The 14,043-nt window shown below is 63.4% G+C and carries 13 protein-coding genes; 9 read left to right on the top strand and 4 right to left on the bottom strand.

Annotation, left to right across the window (positions count from 1 at the left end; translation table 11 throughout):
- Nucleotides 1-185: 185 nt before the first annotated feature.
- The gene (locus JGU72_RS21470) at nt 186-338 is read right to left on the bottom strand and encodes a hypothetical protein (protein ID WP_199686061.1); all 153 of its coding nucleotides are present in this window, start codon (nt 336-338) and stop codon (nt 186-188) included.
- Nucleotides 339-432: 94 nt separating this feature from the next.
- Here JGU72_RS21470 and JGU72_RS21465 point away from each other — a divergent pair, with 94 nt between their 5' ends.
- The 5 genes from JGU72_RS21465 to JGU72_RS21445 all read left to right on the top strand — a co-directional run bounded on the left by JGU72_RS21465 (nt 433) and on the right by JGU72_RS21445 (nt 6,856).
- Entirely contained in the window at nt 433-1,122 is a 690-nt protein-coding gene (locus JGU72_RS21465) for a DedA family protein (protein ID WP_199686060.1), read from the top strand.
- 10 nt (nt 1,123-1,132) lie between these two features.
- Entirely contained in the window at nt 1,133-3,853 is a 2,721-nt protein-coding gene (locus JGU72_RS21460) for a helix-turn-helix transcriptional regulator (RefSeq protein WP_199686059.1), read from the top strand.
- Between the two features lie 152 nt (nt 3,854-4,005).
- Complete coding sequence (locus JGU72_RS21455; RefSeq protein ID WP_199686058.1) at nt 4,006-5,520, top strand: MFS transporter; 1,515 nt, start codon at nt 4,006-4,008, stop codon at nt 5,518-5,520.
- Between the two features lie 193 nt (nt 5,521-5,713).
- Nucleotides 5,714-6,274: a DUF2867 domain-containing protein gene (locus JGU72_RS21450; RefSeq protein ID WP_199686057.1), complete on the top strand. Its 561-nt coding sequence runs from the start codon at nt 5,714-5,716 to the stop codon at nt 6,272-6,274.
- A 75-nt stretch (nt 6,275-6,349) separates the two neighbouring features.
- The gene (locus tag JGU72_RS21445; protein ID WP_199686056.1) at nt 6,350-6,856 is read left to right on the top strand and encodes a PaaI family thioesterase; all 507 of its coding nucleotides are present in this window, start codon (nt 6,350-6,352) and stop codon (nt 6,854-6,856) included.
- Between the two features lie 62 nt (nt 6,857-6,918).
- On the opposite strand, the gene JGU72_RS21440 is transcribed toward JGU72_RS21445, so the two are convergent.
- Genes JGU72_RS21440 through JGU72_RS21430 form a run of 3 tightly spaced genes read right to left on the bottom strand, consistent with a single transcriptional unit; the run spans nt 6,919 to nt 10,430 of the window.
- On the bottom strand, nt 6,919-7,935 hold the full coding sequence (locus tag JGU72_RS21440) for a VOC family protein (RefSeq protein ID WP_199686055.1): 1,017 nt from the start codon (nt 7,933-7,935) through the stop codon (nt 6,919-6,921).
- A 26-nt stretch (nt 7,936-7,961) separates the two neighbouring features.
- Nucleotides 7,962-8,822 (bottom strand): alpha/beta fold hydrolase, encoded by an 861-nt coding sequence (locus JGU72_RS21435; RefSeq protein ID WP_199686054.1) that lies wholly within the window; start codon nt 8,820-8,822, stop codon nt 7,962-7,964.
- Nucleotides 8,823-8,843: 21 nt separating this feature from the next.
- Complete coding sequence (locus JGU72_RS21430) at nt 8,844-10,430, bottom strand: bifunctional 3-(3-hydroxy-phenyl)propionate/3-hydroxycinnamic acid hydroxylase (protein ID WP_199686053.1); 1,587 nt, start codon at nt 10,428-10,430, stop codon at nt 8,844-8,846.
- A 193-nt stretch (nt 10,431-10,623) separates the two neighbouring features.
- Between JGU72_RS21430 and JGU72_RS21425 the strand changes: the two genes are divergently transcribed.
- From JGU72_RS21425 to dmpG, 4 genes are all read left to right on the top strand, one after another.
- Entirely contained in the window at nt 10,624-11,250 is a 627-nt protein-coding gene (locus JGU72_RS21425; protein ID WP_199686052.1) for a TetR/AcrR family transcriptional regulator, read from the top strand.
- Entirely contained in the window at nt 11,247-12,035 is a 789-nt protein-coding gene (locus JGU72_RS21420) for a 2-keto-4-pentenoate hydratase (RefSeq protein ID WP_199686051.1), read from the top strand. Before JGU72_RS21425 ends, JGU72_RS21420 begins: the two co-directional genes overlap by 4 nt.
- Before the next feature lie 74 nt (nt 12,036-12,109).
- Entirely contained in the window at nt 12,110-13,003 is an 894-nt protein-coding gene (locus JGU72_RS21415; RefSeq protein ID WP_199686133.1) for an acetaldehyde dehydrogenase (acetylating), read from the top strand.
- Entirely contained in the window at nt 13,000-14,019 is a 1,020-nt protein-coding gene (gene dmpG / locus JGU72_RS21410) for a 4-hydroxy-2-oxovalerate aldolase (RefSeq protein WP_199686050.1), read from the top strand. Before JGU72_RS21415 ends, dmpG begins: the two co-directional genes overlap by 4 nt.
- Nucleotides 14,020-14,043 lie beyond the last annotated feature (24 nt).

Below are 14,043 nucleotides of genomic sequence, written 5' to 3'. Positions count from 1 at the left end.
CCGCGCAACTCAACAACCGCCCCCGCAAAACTCTCGGCTGGAAAAAGCCGGCCGAAGTCCTCGACGAGCTACTGTCCAATCCACCAAATCCACCCGCTGTTGCAACCACCGCTTGAATCCGCCTCGTTCTAGGGCCCTATTTCGTGTGCGGATCCCGAGGGAGGGTGCGGTTCAACACCAAGTCGTCACCGATCCCCTGACGTTGCCATCGCTCCAGTGGCGAGGCAGGTTGCCACTCCGACCAGTACGACGACGACGCTCCCATCGAGCCAGAATTGGTTGGCGGTGGCGACGACGACTGTGGTGATCACTTGCAGGTACTGGGTGCCGCTGCACATCGGACTGGGGTGAACACGGATGCGATCACACCCCCGAATTTCGGACCCTTGATCGACAGGATGCGCACGCTTCCTGAGCGACGGGAGCGGACCGATGATCAACGCAGGCGATCTGGATTCGTGGATCCTTTCCTCGATCGAGAGCCTCGGCGCGAACGTGGCACCACCATTGCTGCTTGCCCTCATCGCGGGCGTCCTCGTCGTAGAGGCCGGCTGCCTGGTGGGTCTCGCGATTCCCGGGTCGACGATCGTTCTCGGACTGGGCGTGCTCAGCGGGCTGGAGGTGGTCTCCGTCGGTTCGGCAATCGCCACCGCAGCCGCGGCGACTTCGTGCGGTTGTCAATATTCGTTCATTGCGGCGCGACGCCGCGGCCGCGCGATCGCACGAACCGGTCCGAAGTTGTTTGCGAACAAGATTGCCTCAGCACTCGCTCGCGCACAGGCACTTTCGGCCCGGCATCCCCAAGCTGTCGCCCTGGCTGGGCCACTGGTCGGTGGGATACGGACGCTCGCGCCGCGTTTCGTTGCGTCGTCGAACATCTCCTATGCGTGGTTTTCTGCTCTCACGTTGGTGGCGGTCACGTGCTGGGCTGCGCTGCTCGTGTCGATCGGCGGCGTACTGGGCGCAGACGACGACGTTCGGACCGCTGTCGGGTCGATCGGTGTACCCGTCGTCGTCTTGGTCGCCCTAGTTCGGCGGTGGCTGTCGAAGCGTCGCCGGGAGCCCGGACCGCCCGAACAAGCTCGAGACCAAACGCGGATAAATGCGGCATTCGCGGCGTAGCATCCGCACGGTGCTCCACGGAAGGCAGGCTGAAGTAGCCGAGCTGGATCGGCTACTCGCTCGAGTCGATGAGGGTCTGAGCGGCGCGTTGATCCTGCGCGGCGAGCCCGGGATCGGGAAGACTGCCCTGATCGACGACGTCGCGCGGCGTGCCGGTGACCGCGTGTGTTTGCGCGGAAGAGGCGTCGAGTCCGAACGGGATCTTCCGTTCGCGGCACTGCACCAATTACTCAGGCCGCTCTCCGACGGGATCGGCGCGCTCCCACCACCGCAGCGTGCCGCGTTGAGCACCGCCTTCGGATTGGAAATCGGCAGTGGTGCGGATCCTTTTCTGGTCGGCGTTGCGGTCCTGACGCTGCTCGGACGGGCCGCCGCGGGTGCCGGACTCGTGTGCCTCGTGGACGACGCACATTGGTTCGACACCGCGTCGTTGAGTGCGCTTGTCTTCGCAAGTCGCCGCCTCGAAGCCGAAGGCGTGGTCGTCGTCTTTGGCACGCGGCCGGATCCTGGCGGGCTGCTCGAATCTTCCGGGCTGCCCGAGATCCGAGTGAATGTTCTCGACGATGCAGGTGCGGCCGGGCTGATCGCAGAGCGCGCCCCGCTGATAGGCGATCACGTGAAGTCCGCCCTGGCGGGTCGGGCAGCTGGTAATCCACTGGCCCTGTTGGTATTTCTGCGTTCGCTCGGCCCGGACCAGCTGACCGGACTCGAACCGGTGATCGAGCCCTTCGCGATCGATACCACGGTCGAGCGAGTGTTTGCCGACCGCGCCGCAGACCTGCCCGCGGCCACCCAGGCGCTTCTCCTGTTGGCTGCTGCCGAAGGCACCGGCGACCTCGGAGTCCTCCTGCGAGCGGCCGACAGCCGCGGACTGGACGTTCGCGCCCTCGGTCCAGCAGAGGAGGCAGGTCTGATCCGGGTTTCGGGCAACGCAATCGAATTCCGCCATCCCCTGGTGATGTCAGCGATATATCAACACGCGACGACCGCCGACAGGCTCGATGCCCACCGGGAACTGTCGCAATCGATGGAAACCGCGGGGGCCCAGTGGGAAGACCGGCGGGCGTGGCATCTCGCCGCGTCGCACATCGGACCGAACGAGGAAGCGGCACAAGCGCTCGAGGGATCTGCGGAACGGGCAATCCAACGCGGCGGACTCGGCGCGGCGGCGACTGCGTTGACGCGCGCGGCCGCGTTGAGCAGCGATCGAGCCGAGCGAGGCAGGCGGTTGCTGGAAGCCGCGGACCTCGCCTGGCGGGCGGGGCGGGCAGCGCAGGCGATCACACTGCTCGACGAGGCCGCACCGTTGCCGATCGCACCCGCGTATCTGGCGAAGGTGCAGTTCCTGCGCGGCCTCATCGAACTACGAAACGGCATGGTGGACAAGAGTTTCGGTATTCTCGCCGAAGGCTACCGTACGGCGTTGCAGGCCGGCTCCGATCTGGCATTCGGCGCGCTGCAGGCTGCGGGTGAGGCCGCGACCGCGACGGGTGACATCGCCCAACTTGCGGAGATCAAACAGCTGGCACTCGATGCGAAACCACGAAATCCGGGGGACGCGATCGGCATCAACATGCTCATCGACGGCGCGCAGAGCCTCGCGGGAAGTGGCCCCGCGGCCACCTCACGAATGAACGATGTGCTCGACGGCACGGAGAACCTGTCGGATCCGATGCAGCTGCAATGGGCTGCGCGGGCGGCGCTGTATCTCTGTGACGCACATACGGCGTCCTCGATTTACCTCCGAGCTGTCGGCCATGCTCGTGCAACCGGAGCGATCGGTTCCCTGGTTCCTGCATTAGGCCGCTTGGCCTACTGTGAGTTCCTCTCGGGACGGTTCACAGACGCCGCAACCAATGCGCTGGAGGCGATCAGCCTTGCGCGCGACGTCGGCCAGGATCAGTCGTACCCGCTGGCATGCCTGGCGTTGGTCGAGGGCGCGCGCGGCGACGAGGACGCGTGCCGCCGGCATGCGGGTGAAGTACTCGGACTGGCCGTGCCCCGCCGTCTGAACATCGTTGCAGCCCTCGCGGCTTGGTCGCTCGGACTCCTCGAGCTCGGAATGGGAAGGCCACAGCTCGCGCTCGACCGCATGGCGGGACCCGACAGCTACGCCCACCATGCAATCGCCCGCTTCTCGACACCCGACCTCATCGAAGCGGCGGTCCGCGCAGGTGAGCCCGATGTCGGTCGCCGCGCCCTGGACGAATTCGAGAAATGGGCGCTCACGAGCCGAGTTCCCTCGGTGCTTGCGATGGTTTCCCATTCACGGGGAATGTTGTCCGACGGAGCAACCGCAGTGGACAACTACCGAACCGCGCTGACCTACCACGAAACAGCTCCGCGAATGTTTCAAGCGAGCCGCACCGCTCTACTGCTCGGTGAGACCCTGCGGCGGCAGCGCTTCCGCAACGAGGCACGTCCGCTGTTGCGTTCGGCGAGTGAGCGTTTCGAGCGCATGGGTGCTCTGCCGTGGGCGGATCGGGCACGCACCGAGCTACGTGCCAGTGGGGAGAACGCAACCCGGCGGCTGCCCGGAGCCGCACAGAGCCTGACGCCTCAGGAGCTGCGAATCAGCAAACTCGCCGGCGAGGGTCTCCGCAATCAGGAGATCGCCGAGCAACTGTTCCTGAGCTCCAGAACTGTCGAGTATCACCTGCACAAGGTATTCAACAAGCTCGACATCGCATCTCGTGCCGAGCTCATGAGAATCGACTTGGATTCGGCGTAGCGCTTGTCCTAGGGCTCCACCGGTAGCGGGACTAGTGCCGCTACGGATGCGACGCGGTGGTCGATTCGCGAATCCTGAATCCAGTAAATCGGGAAGTCGTCGAAAGATTCACCGCCCGGAGATTCTCTCCACAAATCCAAGTGAGGAACGAAATGACTGTCACAACGTCCGTGCACCGCCGGGCAGTACCGCCCAGCCTTCCGGAAACCACAAAAGTCGAAGCAGCCGTAAACCCGAAGCGCTGGCTCATCCTGGCGGTCCTCGGACTCGCACAGTTGATGGTCGTCCTCGACGCCACCATCGTGAACATCGCACTGCCGCAAGCCCAGCACGACCTGGCGTTCTCGAATGGCGATCGGCAGTGGATCGTGACCGCCTACGCCCTCGCATTCGGCAGCCTCCTGCTCCTCGGTGGCCGCCTCAGCGACCTGTTCGGCAGGCGCACCACCTTCCTCGTCGGGCTCGTCGGGTTCGCTACCGCCTCTGCGATCGGCGGCGCAGCCAGCGATGTGCAGATGTTGATTGCGGCGCGAGCCGGCCAGGGCATCTTTGGTGCGCTACTCGCTCCCGCCGCATTGTCGCTGCTCACGCTCACGTTCACCGATCCGGCAGAGCGCGGCAAGGCATTCGGCATCTTCGGTGCGATCGCCGGTGGCGGCGGCGCTCTCGGACTGCTTCTTGGCGGCTCGCTGACAGAATGGGCGGACTGGCGCTGGTGCCTCTACGTCAACCTGGTGATCGCAGCGATCGCCTTCGTCGGCGCGTTCGCTCTGCTCGCCAAGCAAAAGTCCGACCATCGCCCCAAGCTCGACATTCCCGGCACGGTCGTCGTTTCGTCTGCACTGTTCGGAATCGTGTACGGGTTCTCACAGGCCGAGTCGGAGGGCTGGACCGCACCGGTCACGCTCAGCTGGCTCCTCGGCGGCGTCGCATTGCTCGGAGTATTCGGATATCTGCAGGCACGGGTGTCGAATCCGTTGCTGCCGTTGCGAATCATCGCCGATCGCACACGGGCAGGATCCTTCCTCACCGTCTTCATCACGGGCACTGGACTGTTCGCCTGCTTCCTCTTCGTGACCTACTACATGCAGGTGAATCTCGGCTACAGCCCGATCAAGACCGGGCTTGCCTTCATGCCGATGATCCTCGGACTGGTCTTCACCGCTACGCGTTCCGCCGCAATCGCCCTGCCGCGCTTCGGTCCTCGGCTGCCGATGACTGTCGGAATGTTGTTCTCCGCAGCAGGGATGGCGTACATGACGCGAATCACGCTCGATAGTTCTTACGTCACCGACATCATGCCCGCGTTGATTCTCGTCGGCATGGGCGTCGGAGCGGCGACCGCACCCGCAATGCAGGGAGCTGTCTCCGGCGTCCAACAGGAAGATGCCGGTGTCGCATCGGCAATGGTCAACACCATGCAGCAGATCGGCGGATCTATCGGCACCGCATTGCTCAGCACGGTCGCAGCGACCGCCGCGGCGAGCTACATGGAAGGCAAGGCTGCCAGCCCGCTCGTCGCCGCTCTGGCCGCGGTCGAAAGCTACACGACCGTCTTCTGGTGGGCCTCAGGAATCTTTGCCACAGGGGCGGTCGTCGCCGCAGTGGTCGTCAGGAAGGGGCTCCTGCCGGCAGCTCCGGAAGGGACGGTCGTAGTCGGGCACTGATAACCCTTCCCGTTGCATATCGAGGCCCGGATCCCTCCCCAGGGGTCCGGGCTTCGCCTCTTCCCTGGGTTCGGTCGACTCGCGCCGGTATCCCACTGGTGGAAGTACGGATGCGACGAAGTACCGGATTCGAGAAGAATTGTTCTGGTAGCCAAGCAGATTCGCTGCAAGAAACTCACGAATGGAGCATCCGATGACCACACTCTCGACGTCGGCGCCACTGTGGCGCGAACTCGTCCGAAGCGCGCCACCGCGGAAGGTCGAACGGATCGCGGTACCGCCCGATGCGCTCGTCAACAGCGCCCTGGCGGACGTCGATTGGTCCGACGCGTATCGAATGTCATTGCCCAGAGACGTACCCAAGGACGCGCGATTCTGGCGTCGGCAGATATTCGGCGGATCACCCAAACGGGGCGTCTCACTACTGGCGATTCGAGATGCCCTCGTCCGCCCGTTCGGGCTTGCGCCGTCGCATCCGCAAGGCTCCGCACCCGGTGCATTTCCAGTGCACACTGCCACTGCGGCGGAAGTGGTTGTCGGTACCGATGATCGGCACCTCGACTTCCGCGCATCCATCCTGGTGGAACACACAGGCAACGGCTCGGCCCTGGTCGTTACGACGGTGGTGCGCCGGCACAACCAATTGGGCCGCTCCTACTTTCGACTCGTTCGCCCTTTTCACGAGCTGATCGTGCCGTGGTCGATGCGCCGCGCGGTCAACCGGGTCGCTGCGACAACCTTCGACGTGTGGTGACCTACTACACGCCCCAATGCATAGAACACATTGCAACACAAGCATATTCACCGACACCGAGCAAAGAGGAACATCATGAGCACCATCAAGACCGACGCGCCGACCATCCACACGAGGACCTACACCTGGTCGTCACCGCAACCGACCGGGCCCGCAACCGCCGGACTCACCGGCTTGCAGACATTGCACGCCATCGGGGCAGGCACGATCGCGCAGCCCCCGGCACTGCGCACCCTCGGTATCGAACCGGTCGACGCAGAATACGGCCGAGTCGTCTTTCAACTAGTACCGGAGGAATTCCACTACAACCCGATGGGAATCGTCCACGGCGGCGTTTTGATGGCGCTACTCGACACAGCAATGGGGTGTGCGGTTCTGTCCGAGCTGCCGCCCCTCACGGGGTACACGACAATCGAGGCCGGCACACGCTTCTTGCGTCCGGTCACAGTGGCATCGGGGACGATCACGTGCACTGGCACAACGATCAGCGTGCGTTCGCGGGTAGCGGTCGCCGAGGCTCGAATCGAGGACGATCGGGGACGCCTCGTCGCAACGGCGACAAGCTCCTGCCTGCTGATCTAGCGCCGAGCGCAAAGCAGCCCTGGCTACCAGAGGTGGCCAGGGCTGATTTCTGTTGCGCCGGTTCAGCTGTCGGGAACTCCCACACCGCACAGCTGCGGCACCGTGTCTTCGTCCTGCTTCAGCGATTTCATCGACTGCCGGAACATCTGAAACTTCTCGATCACGGAATCGCCGACCATGGTGTGTCCCCAAGTACTGATTCCCTTGTGCCCGTTCGGCTCCCAAGTGGACTCGTCGACGGTGATCGGATTCCAGCCGACCTCCCAATCGAACCCGGACGGCGTCTTCGCGTAGTAGGACAGCTCACGGTCGTTGGTGTGTTGACCGACCGTCATCCGCATCCCGAAACCGAGTTCTGTCACACGTTCGAAAGACTGCAACATATCGTCCACCTCAGCGACTTGAATATTCAAGTGCTGCACCCTGGTTCGCGAGAAATCGACCGGGAGTTGCTGTACCGACGCGATCGCGACCGAATGGTGGCGCTCGTTGACTCGCAGGAATCGTATCCGGAGTTTGATGCCACCGAACGACTCGTCGATGTAATCGGAAAGACGGGCATCGAAAACCGTGTTGTAGTAGCCGCGGAGGAGGCTCGGTTTTGTCGAGGTGAGCGCGACGTGCCCCATCCCCGCCGCCCCGGTGACGAATTCCCGGGTGTGCATGCGCAGCGGCGTCGGATCGATTGTGGCGGTGGTGAAGATCTCCTGGGTGAGGCCCTTCGGTCCGGGAAATCGCAGCAGCCGCTCGACGCCGCGCAGCGCAGCCTCCTCCGCGGTGCCTTCCGTGACCGGCACACCGTGCTGCGTCACCCTCGCGACGATCCGATCGAACGCTTCGTGGTCGTCGAGGTGCCAGCCGATTGCTGTGACATCTTCTGCACTCCCCCGCTGAACCAGGAATCTGCATTGCCGGTCGTCGAGGCGGAAGCGCATGGTGGTCGCATCGAGTTCGTCGAGATGCATCCCGATCGCCTCCTTGCCGAACCGTCGCCACTCACCGAACTTTTGCGTATCGATGACGACGTAGCCGAGGTGGACGTTCCCGAATACCGATGGACTGCTGTAGAGATCGGGCATGGCGAATCCTGTTCGAAGGTCGGTGTTCAGGCGGTCGGCGCGAGGAAGGTACGAACGACGTCGTTGAACATCTCCGCGCGTTCCCACTGCACCCAGTGGCCGGTGTTGGCCGCCAGCAGCAGGTCGCAATTCGGCATGGTTCGGGCAAGAATGCGACCTCCGTTCGGGCGATTGATCTTGTCCTCCGCGCCCCAGATGACGAGAGTCGGTGTCGTCAGTTGCGCCAGGCGAGGGTCGCGGGTGAAATCCATCCGGCGCATGACACGTAGTTCGCTCAGGCTCGACGGCCGGCGCAGGGGAAAATGCGCGATCGACTCGGGATCGATGCTGTCGCGGTAGCGATCGTCGATCAGATGCGCCGGTACGGAATCCGAGTCGTACACGAGGTACGTGCGGATGAATTCATCGAGCCGTTCCCGGGATGGACCGGCGCCACGGTAGTAGTCCAAAAGCTTCCGAAGGCCGGCTGTCGGCGGCGCTTTCGTCGTTCCGACGCCACCGGGCCCCATGAGAACGAGACGCTCGACCCGGTGTGGCGAGTCGAGAGCCAGCCGCAGCGCACACGCCCCGCCCCACGAATTGCCGACGAGGCTGGCCTTCTCGATTTCGAGAACGTCGAGCATGCCGCGAATCGAGTCGGCCACGAAACCTAACGGGTTCGACTTGTCGGTCTGCCTGGTGGAGCGTCCGTAACCGGGCATATCGGGGACGATGACGCGAAATGATTTAGCAAGTTCCGCAATATTTTTCGAGTAGTTCGAGGTGCCGGTAGCGCCCGGTCCGCCGCCGTGCAGGAGCACGATTGCCGGGCCGGTGCCTGCTTCGGCGAAGAAGATCTGGGTCCCGTCGTAGGACACTGTCTTTTCGGTGAGAGTTGTGGTGTTCATGGTCTGCCTTCGGTTGGGGACTTACACAAGGGAATTGCCGAGAATCGGATTCGTGACATCGGTATGCGCGACAAGACCGATCGGTGGGGCAGAGAGGGTTTCGGCTCCCGCGGCGGCTGCATACACGTAGCCATCGGGCCGGATCGCGAGCGCGGTGGCGCCCATCGCGGTCATCCAGCCGATCAACGAGCCATCGATGTCGGTGATCGTGCCGGGCACCGTCGGTCCGCCCGCGGCCTGCAACCTGACTGTGGGTACACCGGTCCTGGCCCAAAGGTCGTCCTGGGCGGCTCCGATTCGTAGTACGACCCAACGGGATCCCAGTGCGTCGTCGAGTCGCACGCGTACTCCGGACTCGTCGAACACCCAGGGTTGCGGCGGCAGATGCCCGACGGCCTTGTTCGCCGACGGAGCCAGAAAACCTTTCGCGTAGTGCGCCTTCGGGAACCACTTCAACTCGCGCATGTAGGCACCGACGGGCGGAATCCGCATCGCGAACTTGCACACCATGTTTCGCAGCTTCGTCACGGGGACGCGGCGCTCGGTGATCAAACGTGCGAAGAAGATGGTGTACCGAGTCATCGACCGCACGTGCGGTTGCCGCTCTTCTTCGTACGAGTCGAGAACAGACGCGGGCAGATCGCCGTGTACGACTGCGGCGAGCTTCCAACACAGATTCGCCGCATCGCGAACGCCGGCGGCCATGCCCTGCCCGATCCATGGCGGCATCACGTGCGCCGCATCGCCTGCGAAGAAGATCCGCCCGACTCGCCATCTGTCCGCGAACCGGACGTGGTGACTGTAAGGCACTGCGCGCAAGATCTTTACGTGCCGGTCGGTGACACCTTGATCGTTCAGTAGAGCCCACGCGGCGGCGAGTGATGTGAAGTCCTTTTCATCCTCGCCCGGAAGAATCGGAAACTCGAACCGATGATGACCCAACGGCGTCGGACAGTCGAATGCGGGCCGCTTCGGATCGCAATGAAAACGCAGCTGATCGTGCGCGGGCCACGGTTCGACTACCTCTGTGTCGATCACGATCCAGCGGTCTTCGTAGGTGCGGCCCTCGAAGCCGATACCGAGCTGGGTGCGTGTAGGGCTCGAACCCCCATCTGCGGCAATCACATACGAAGCTCTGACTCGGCTCGACAGCTCGGTGGTCGAATCGACGAGCAACAGTTCGACGCTGTCGGAATCTTGCTTGACCCGCAGACACTCCGTATGCAACCGGACCTCGACGTTCGGGTAGCGGTCCACACCCGCGCGGAGCACCTTCTCCAGCGCAGGCTGATACAGGAAGGTTTGTGTCGGGTGCCCGTGCCCGCGGGACGTCGGTGTGATGTCTATGAACGAGCGGCCCTCGCTGTCGACGAAATCGACCTGCTTGTCCCAGATCATGTCCTCTTTGAGCCGCTCGGCGAGCCCGAGCCGCTGCCAGATCCGGAGGACCTCCTCTTCGGTCCCGATCGCCCTGGCCCGGTGGTAGACAGACGGATCGCGTTCTATGACAAGGACATTGAGCCCGTATCGCCCCAAGAAGTTGGCGGCCGTTACACCTGTCGGCCCGTACCCGATGACGGCTACGTCGTAGATCTGGATTTCGGTCACGTCGGGATCCTTCGTCGTTGAATTGCGATCGTCGATCGCGAGCACAGAACGGGCGCGGACTCGTTCTCCGACCCGATTCCTGTATCGATCGGTTTACTTCTGTACTGATCGGTCTTGCTCTGTATTGATTGGTACAGTATGGTCAGATCCACAGAAGGTCAAGCAGCAAATTCCAGTAGCTGGAGGAGCGCGAATGGCAGCCGATAACAAGCAGCGTCGTCGTCGACTGGACGGCGAGGACTCGCGGCGCAGAATCCTGGAGGCAGCCGGCCGTGTGGCCAGCGAGCGAGGGTACGACGGAACGTCGATCTCTTTGGTAAGCAAGGCATGCGGACTGCCGAACAGCTCGATCTTCTGGCACTTCAAAGACAAAGACGACCTGATCGCTTCGGTCATCGAGAGCAGTTTCGCGGACTGGATGAGTGTGTTCACGGTTCCCGAGGGCGATACCGCACTGGAGCAGATCCTCACGCTGTGCCAGGAGACCGCGAAGTCACTGCTCGAGGAGCCGGACTTTCTGCGTCTCGGTCTGATGTTGGCGCTGGAAAGGCGCCCCGAGGAACCTCGGGCACGCGCCATGTTCATGGAGATCCGCCGCGGCGCATTCGAGCGTTTCACCGAAGTGATTCGCGAATTCGCTCCACAGCTCTCGGACAACTCTGTGCAGTTGGTGACCAAGTACGGCGTTGCGGCGGCGGACGGCTTGTTCATGGCCGGCCAGATGGACGGCGACCGCACGGATCTGTATGCCTTGTTCGAAATGCACGCCCGCGCTGTGCATTACACACTGATGCGCCTGATCGAGGAAGAGACGTCATGACCCTGCACGAGACGCAGATAGCGTCTGCCGCCCTTCTACTGCACGACGCAGAACGTGATCGGCGGCCGATATCGCCGATCGTCGAGAGCTACTCGGGCGTCGACCTCGCCGCCGCCTACGCCATCCAGCAGGCCAACCTAGCTCGTCGCCTTGCCGCCGGTGCGTCGGTCCGCGGCCACAAGATCGGCTTTACCGCGCTGGCCATGCGGGAGTTGCTGGGCGTCGAGGAACCCGACTTCGGCTACATCCTCGACGACATGATCGTGCCGGACGACGACTCGGTACCTGCTTCGCGATTCTGCATGCCGCGCGTCGAACCCGAGATTGCGTTCCTGCTCCATTCCCCCTTGCGAGGCCCCGGCGTAACCGTCGCCGACGTCCTGGCCGCAACCGAAGCCGTCGCACCGGCGCTGGAGATCATCGACAGCCGGATCGTGGACTGGCGAATCACGCTCGAAGACACCGTCGCCGACAATGCCAGCGCGGCAGCGGTAGTCATCGGTCCGTGGACCACCCTGTCCGCCGCACCACCGTTGCCCGACGTCCGGGCGAACCTCCTGCGAAACGGCGAACTCATCGGTTCCGGGACCGGACACGATGTGATGGGCGACCCCGCGCTGGCAATTGCCTGGTTGGCAAATGCTCTGTCTGACTTCGATATCGAAATCGAAGCGGGCCAGTTTGTCATGTCCGGATCGTTCACCACCGCGGCGTTCGTGTACGCCGGCGACCGAGCGCAGGCAGACCTGCGCGGGTTGGGCACTGTCGCCGTGAATTTCACGTGAGCGAATACACCGCGTCCGACTTACGCCCATGGCCATGCGCCATCGTCGGGTCGGGCAACATCGGCACCGACTTGATGATCAAATTGCTCCGCAGTTCCGGGATCCTCGAAGTTCGCGCCATGGCCGGAATCGACTCCGCGTCCGACGGATTGGCGCGTGCTGCGCGATTCGGTGTGGCCACGACGGCGGACGGTGTCGGCGGGCTCCTCGCCATGCCTGACTTCGATGCGATCAAGATCGTGTTCGACGCGACGTCCGCTACTGCACACCAGCATAATTGGGCGATTCTCGAGCCCACTGGTGTGCAGGTCCTCGATTTGACACCCGCATCGATCGGCCCGCTCTGTGTGCCGGTGGTGAACCTGGACTCTCATTTGGCTGCGCCGAACTTGAACATGGTCACCTGCGGCGGGCAAGCGACCGTACCCATCGTGGCCGCCGTGGGCGAGTCGGCAACGGTGGCCTATGCCGAGATCGTGTCGTCGATTTCTTCGCGATCGGCCGGTCCGGGCACCCGAGCGAACATCGACGAATTCACCGAAACCACCGCACGCGCGCTCGAGGAGGTCGGCGGCGCTCGGCGGGGTAAGGCCGTGATCATCATCAACCCGGCCGATCCGCCGATCCTGATGCGCAATACCGTGTATTGCCTCGTCGAGGGCGACTGTCGGCACGCCGAGATCGAAGCATCGATTCTCGCGATGGTCGACAGGGTCAAGGCCTACGTTCCTGGCTTCAGGCTGAAGCAGCAGGTGCAGTTCGAAACCTTCGACCAGACCAATGCGCTGAACATTCCCGCCGAGGGTCCGTTCGTGGGCACTCGCGTAACCGTCATGCTCGAAGTTACCGGTGCCGCGCACTACCTGCCGGCCTACGCCGGCAACCTCGACATCATGACGTCGGCGGCGTTGGCTACCGCCGAACGTATCGCGCTTCGTTCCGTGCGCGCAGTCGGTGCGGCGCGATGAACAACCTGTACATCAGTGATGTCACGCTTCGCGATGGGATGCATGCCATCCGTCATCGCTACACAGTCCCTCAAGTCATCTCCATCGCAACAGCTTTGGATGCTGCAGGAGTCGATTCCATCGAGGTCGCACACGGCGACGGACTGTCGGGATCGAGCTGTGTCTACGGCTTCGGATCTCACACAGACCTCGAATGGATCGAAGCCGTCGCAGGCGCCGTCCACCGCGCCAGTGTCACAACGCTCCTGCTGCCGGGCATCGGCACCGTTGCGAACCTAATCGATGCCCACAGCGCGGGCGCGCGGACGATCCGAGTGGCAACGCACTGCACCGAGGCGGACGTCTCCGCCCAACACATTGCCGCAGGTCGCAGGCTGGGGATGGACACCGTCGGGTTTCTGATGATGTGCCACATGGCAAGTCCGCAGGCCCTCGCGCAACAGGCGAAACAGATGGAACAGTACGGGGCAACGTGCGTCTACCTCGCCGACTCAGGCGGGACGTTGACAATGCGTGAGGTCGCCGACCGATTCGACGCGCTGCGCCAAGAACTCGATCCGGGCACCGACATCGGCGTTCACGCACACCACAATCTGTCGCTCGGAGTAGCCAATTCCATTGCAGCCGTGGAACACGGCGCCAATCGCGTCGACGCATCGCTTGCCGGCATGGGCGCCGGCGCCGGCAACGCCCCACTCGAGGTGTTCATCGCCGCAGCCGAACGACTCGGCTGGGACCACGGTTGCGATCTGTTCGCCCTCGAGGACGCTGCCGACGACTTGGTCCGCCCGCTGCAAGATCGGCCGGTTCGGGTAGACCGCGACACACTCACCCTCGGTTTCGCGGGCGTGTACTCCAGCTTTCTGCGGCACGCGGAGACCGCGTCCAGCCGCTATGGCGTGGACGCGCGCGACCTGTTGGTCGAAGCGGGACGACGCTGCCTGGTCGGCGGCCAGGAAGACATGCTGATCGACATTGCGCTCGATCTCGCAGATAAAACTGTTGTATCGCAATAGCTTTCGCAACCATCATCAAGGAAT

The organism is Antrihabitans auranticaus, from assembly GCF_016481275.1.
In the GTDB taxonomy this organism is placed as follows: Bacteria; Actinomycetota; Actinomycetes; order Mycobacteriales; family Mycobacteriaceae; genus Antrihabitans.
Note: the sequence above shows the minus strand (reverse complement) of the source record. Positions and strands in the feature narration are given on the sequence as shown.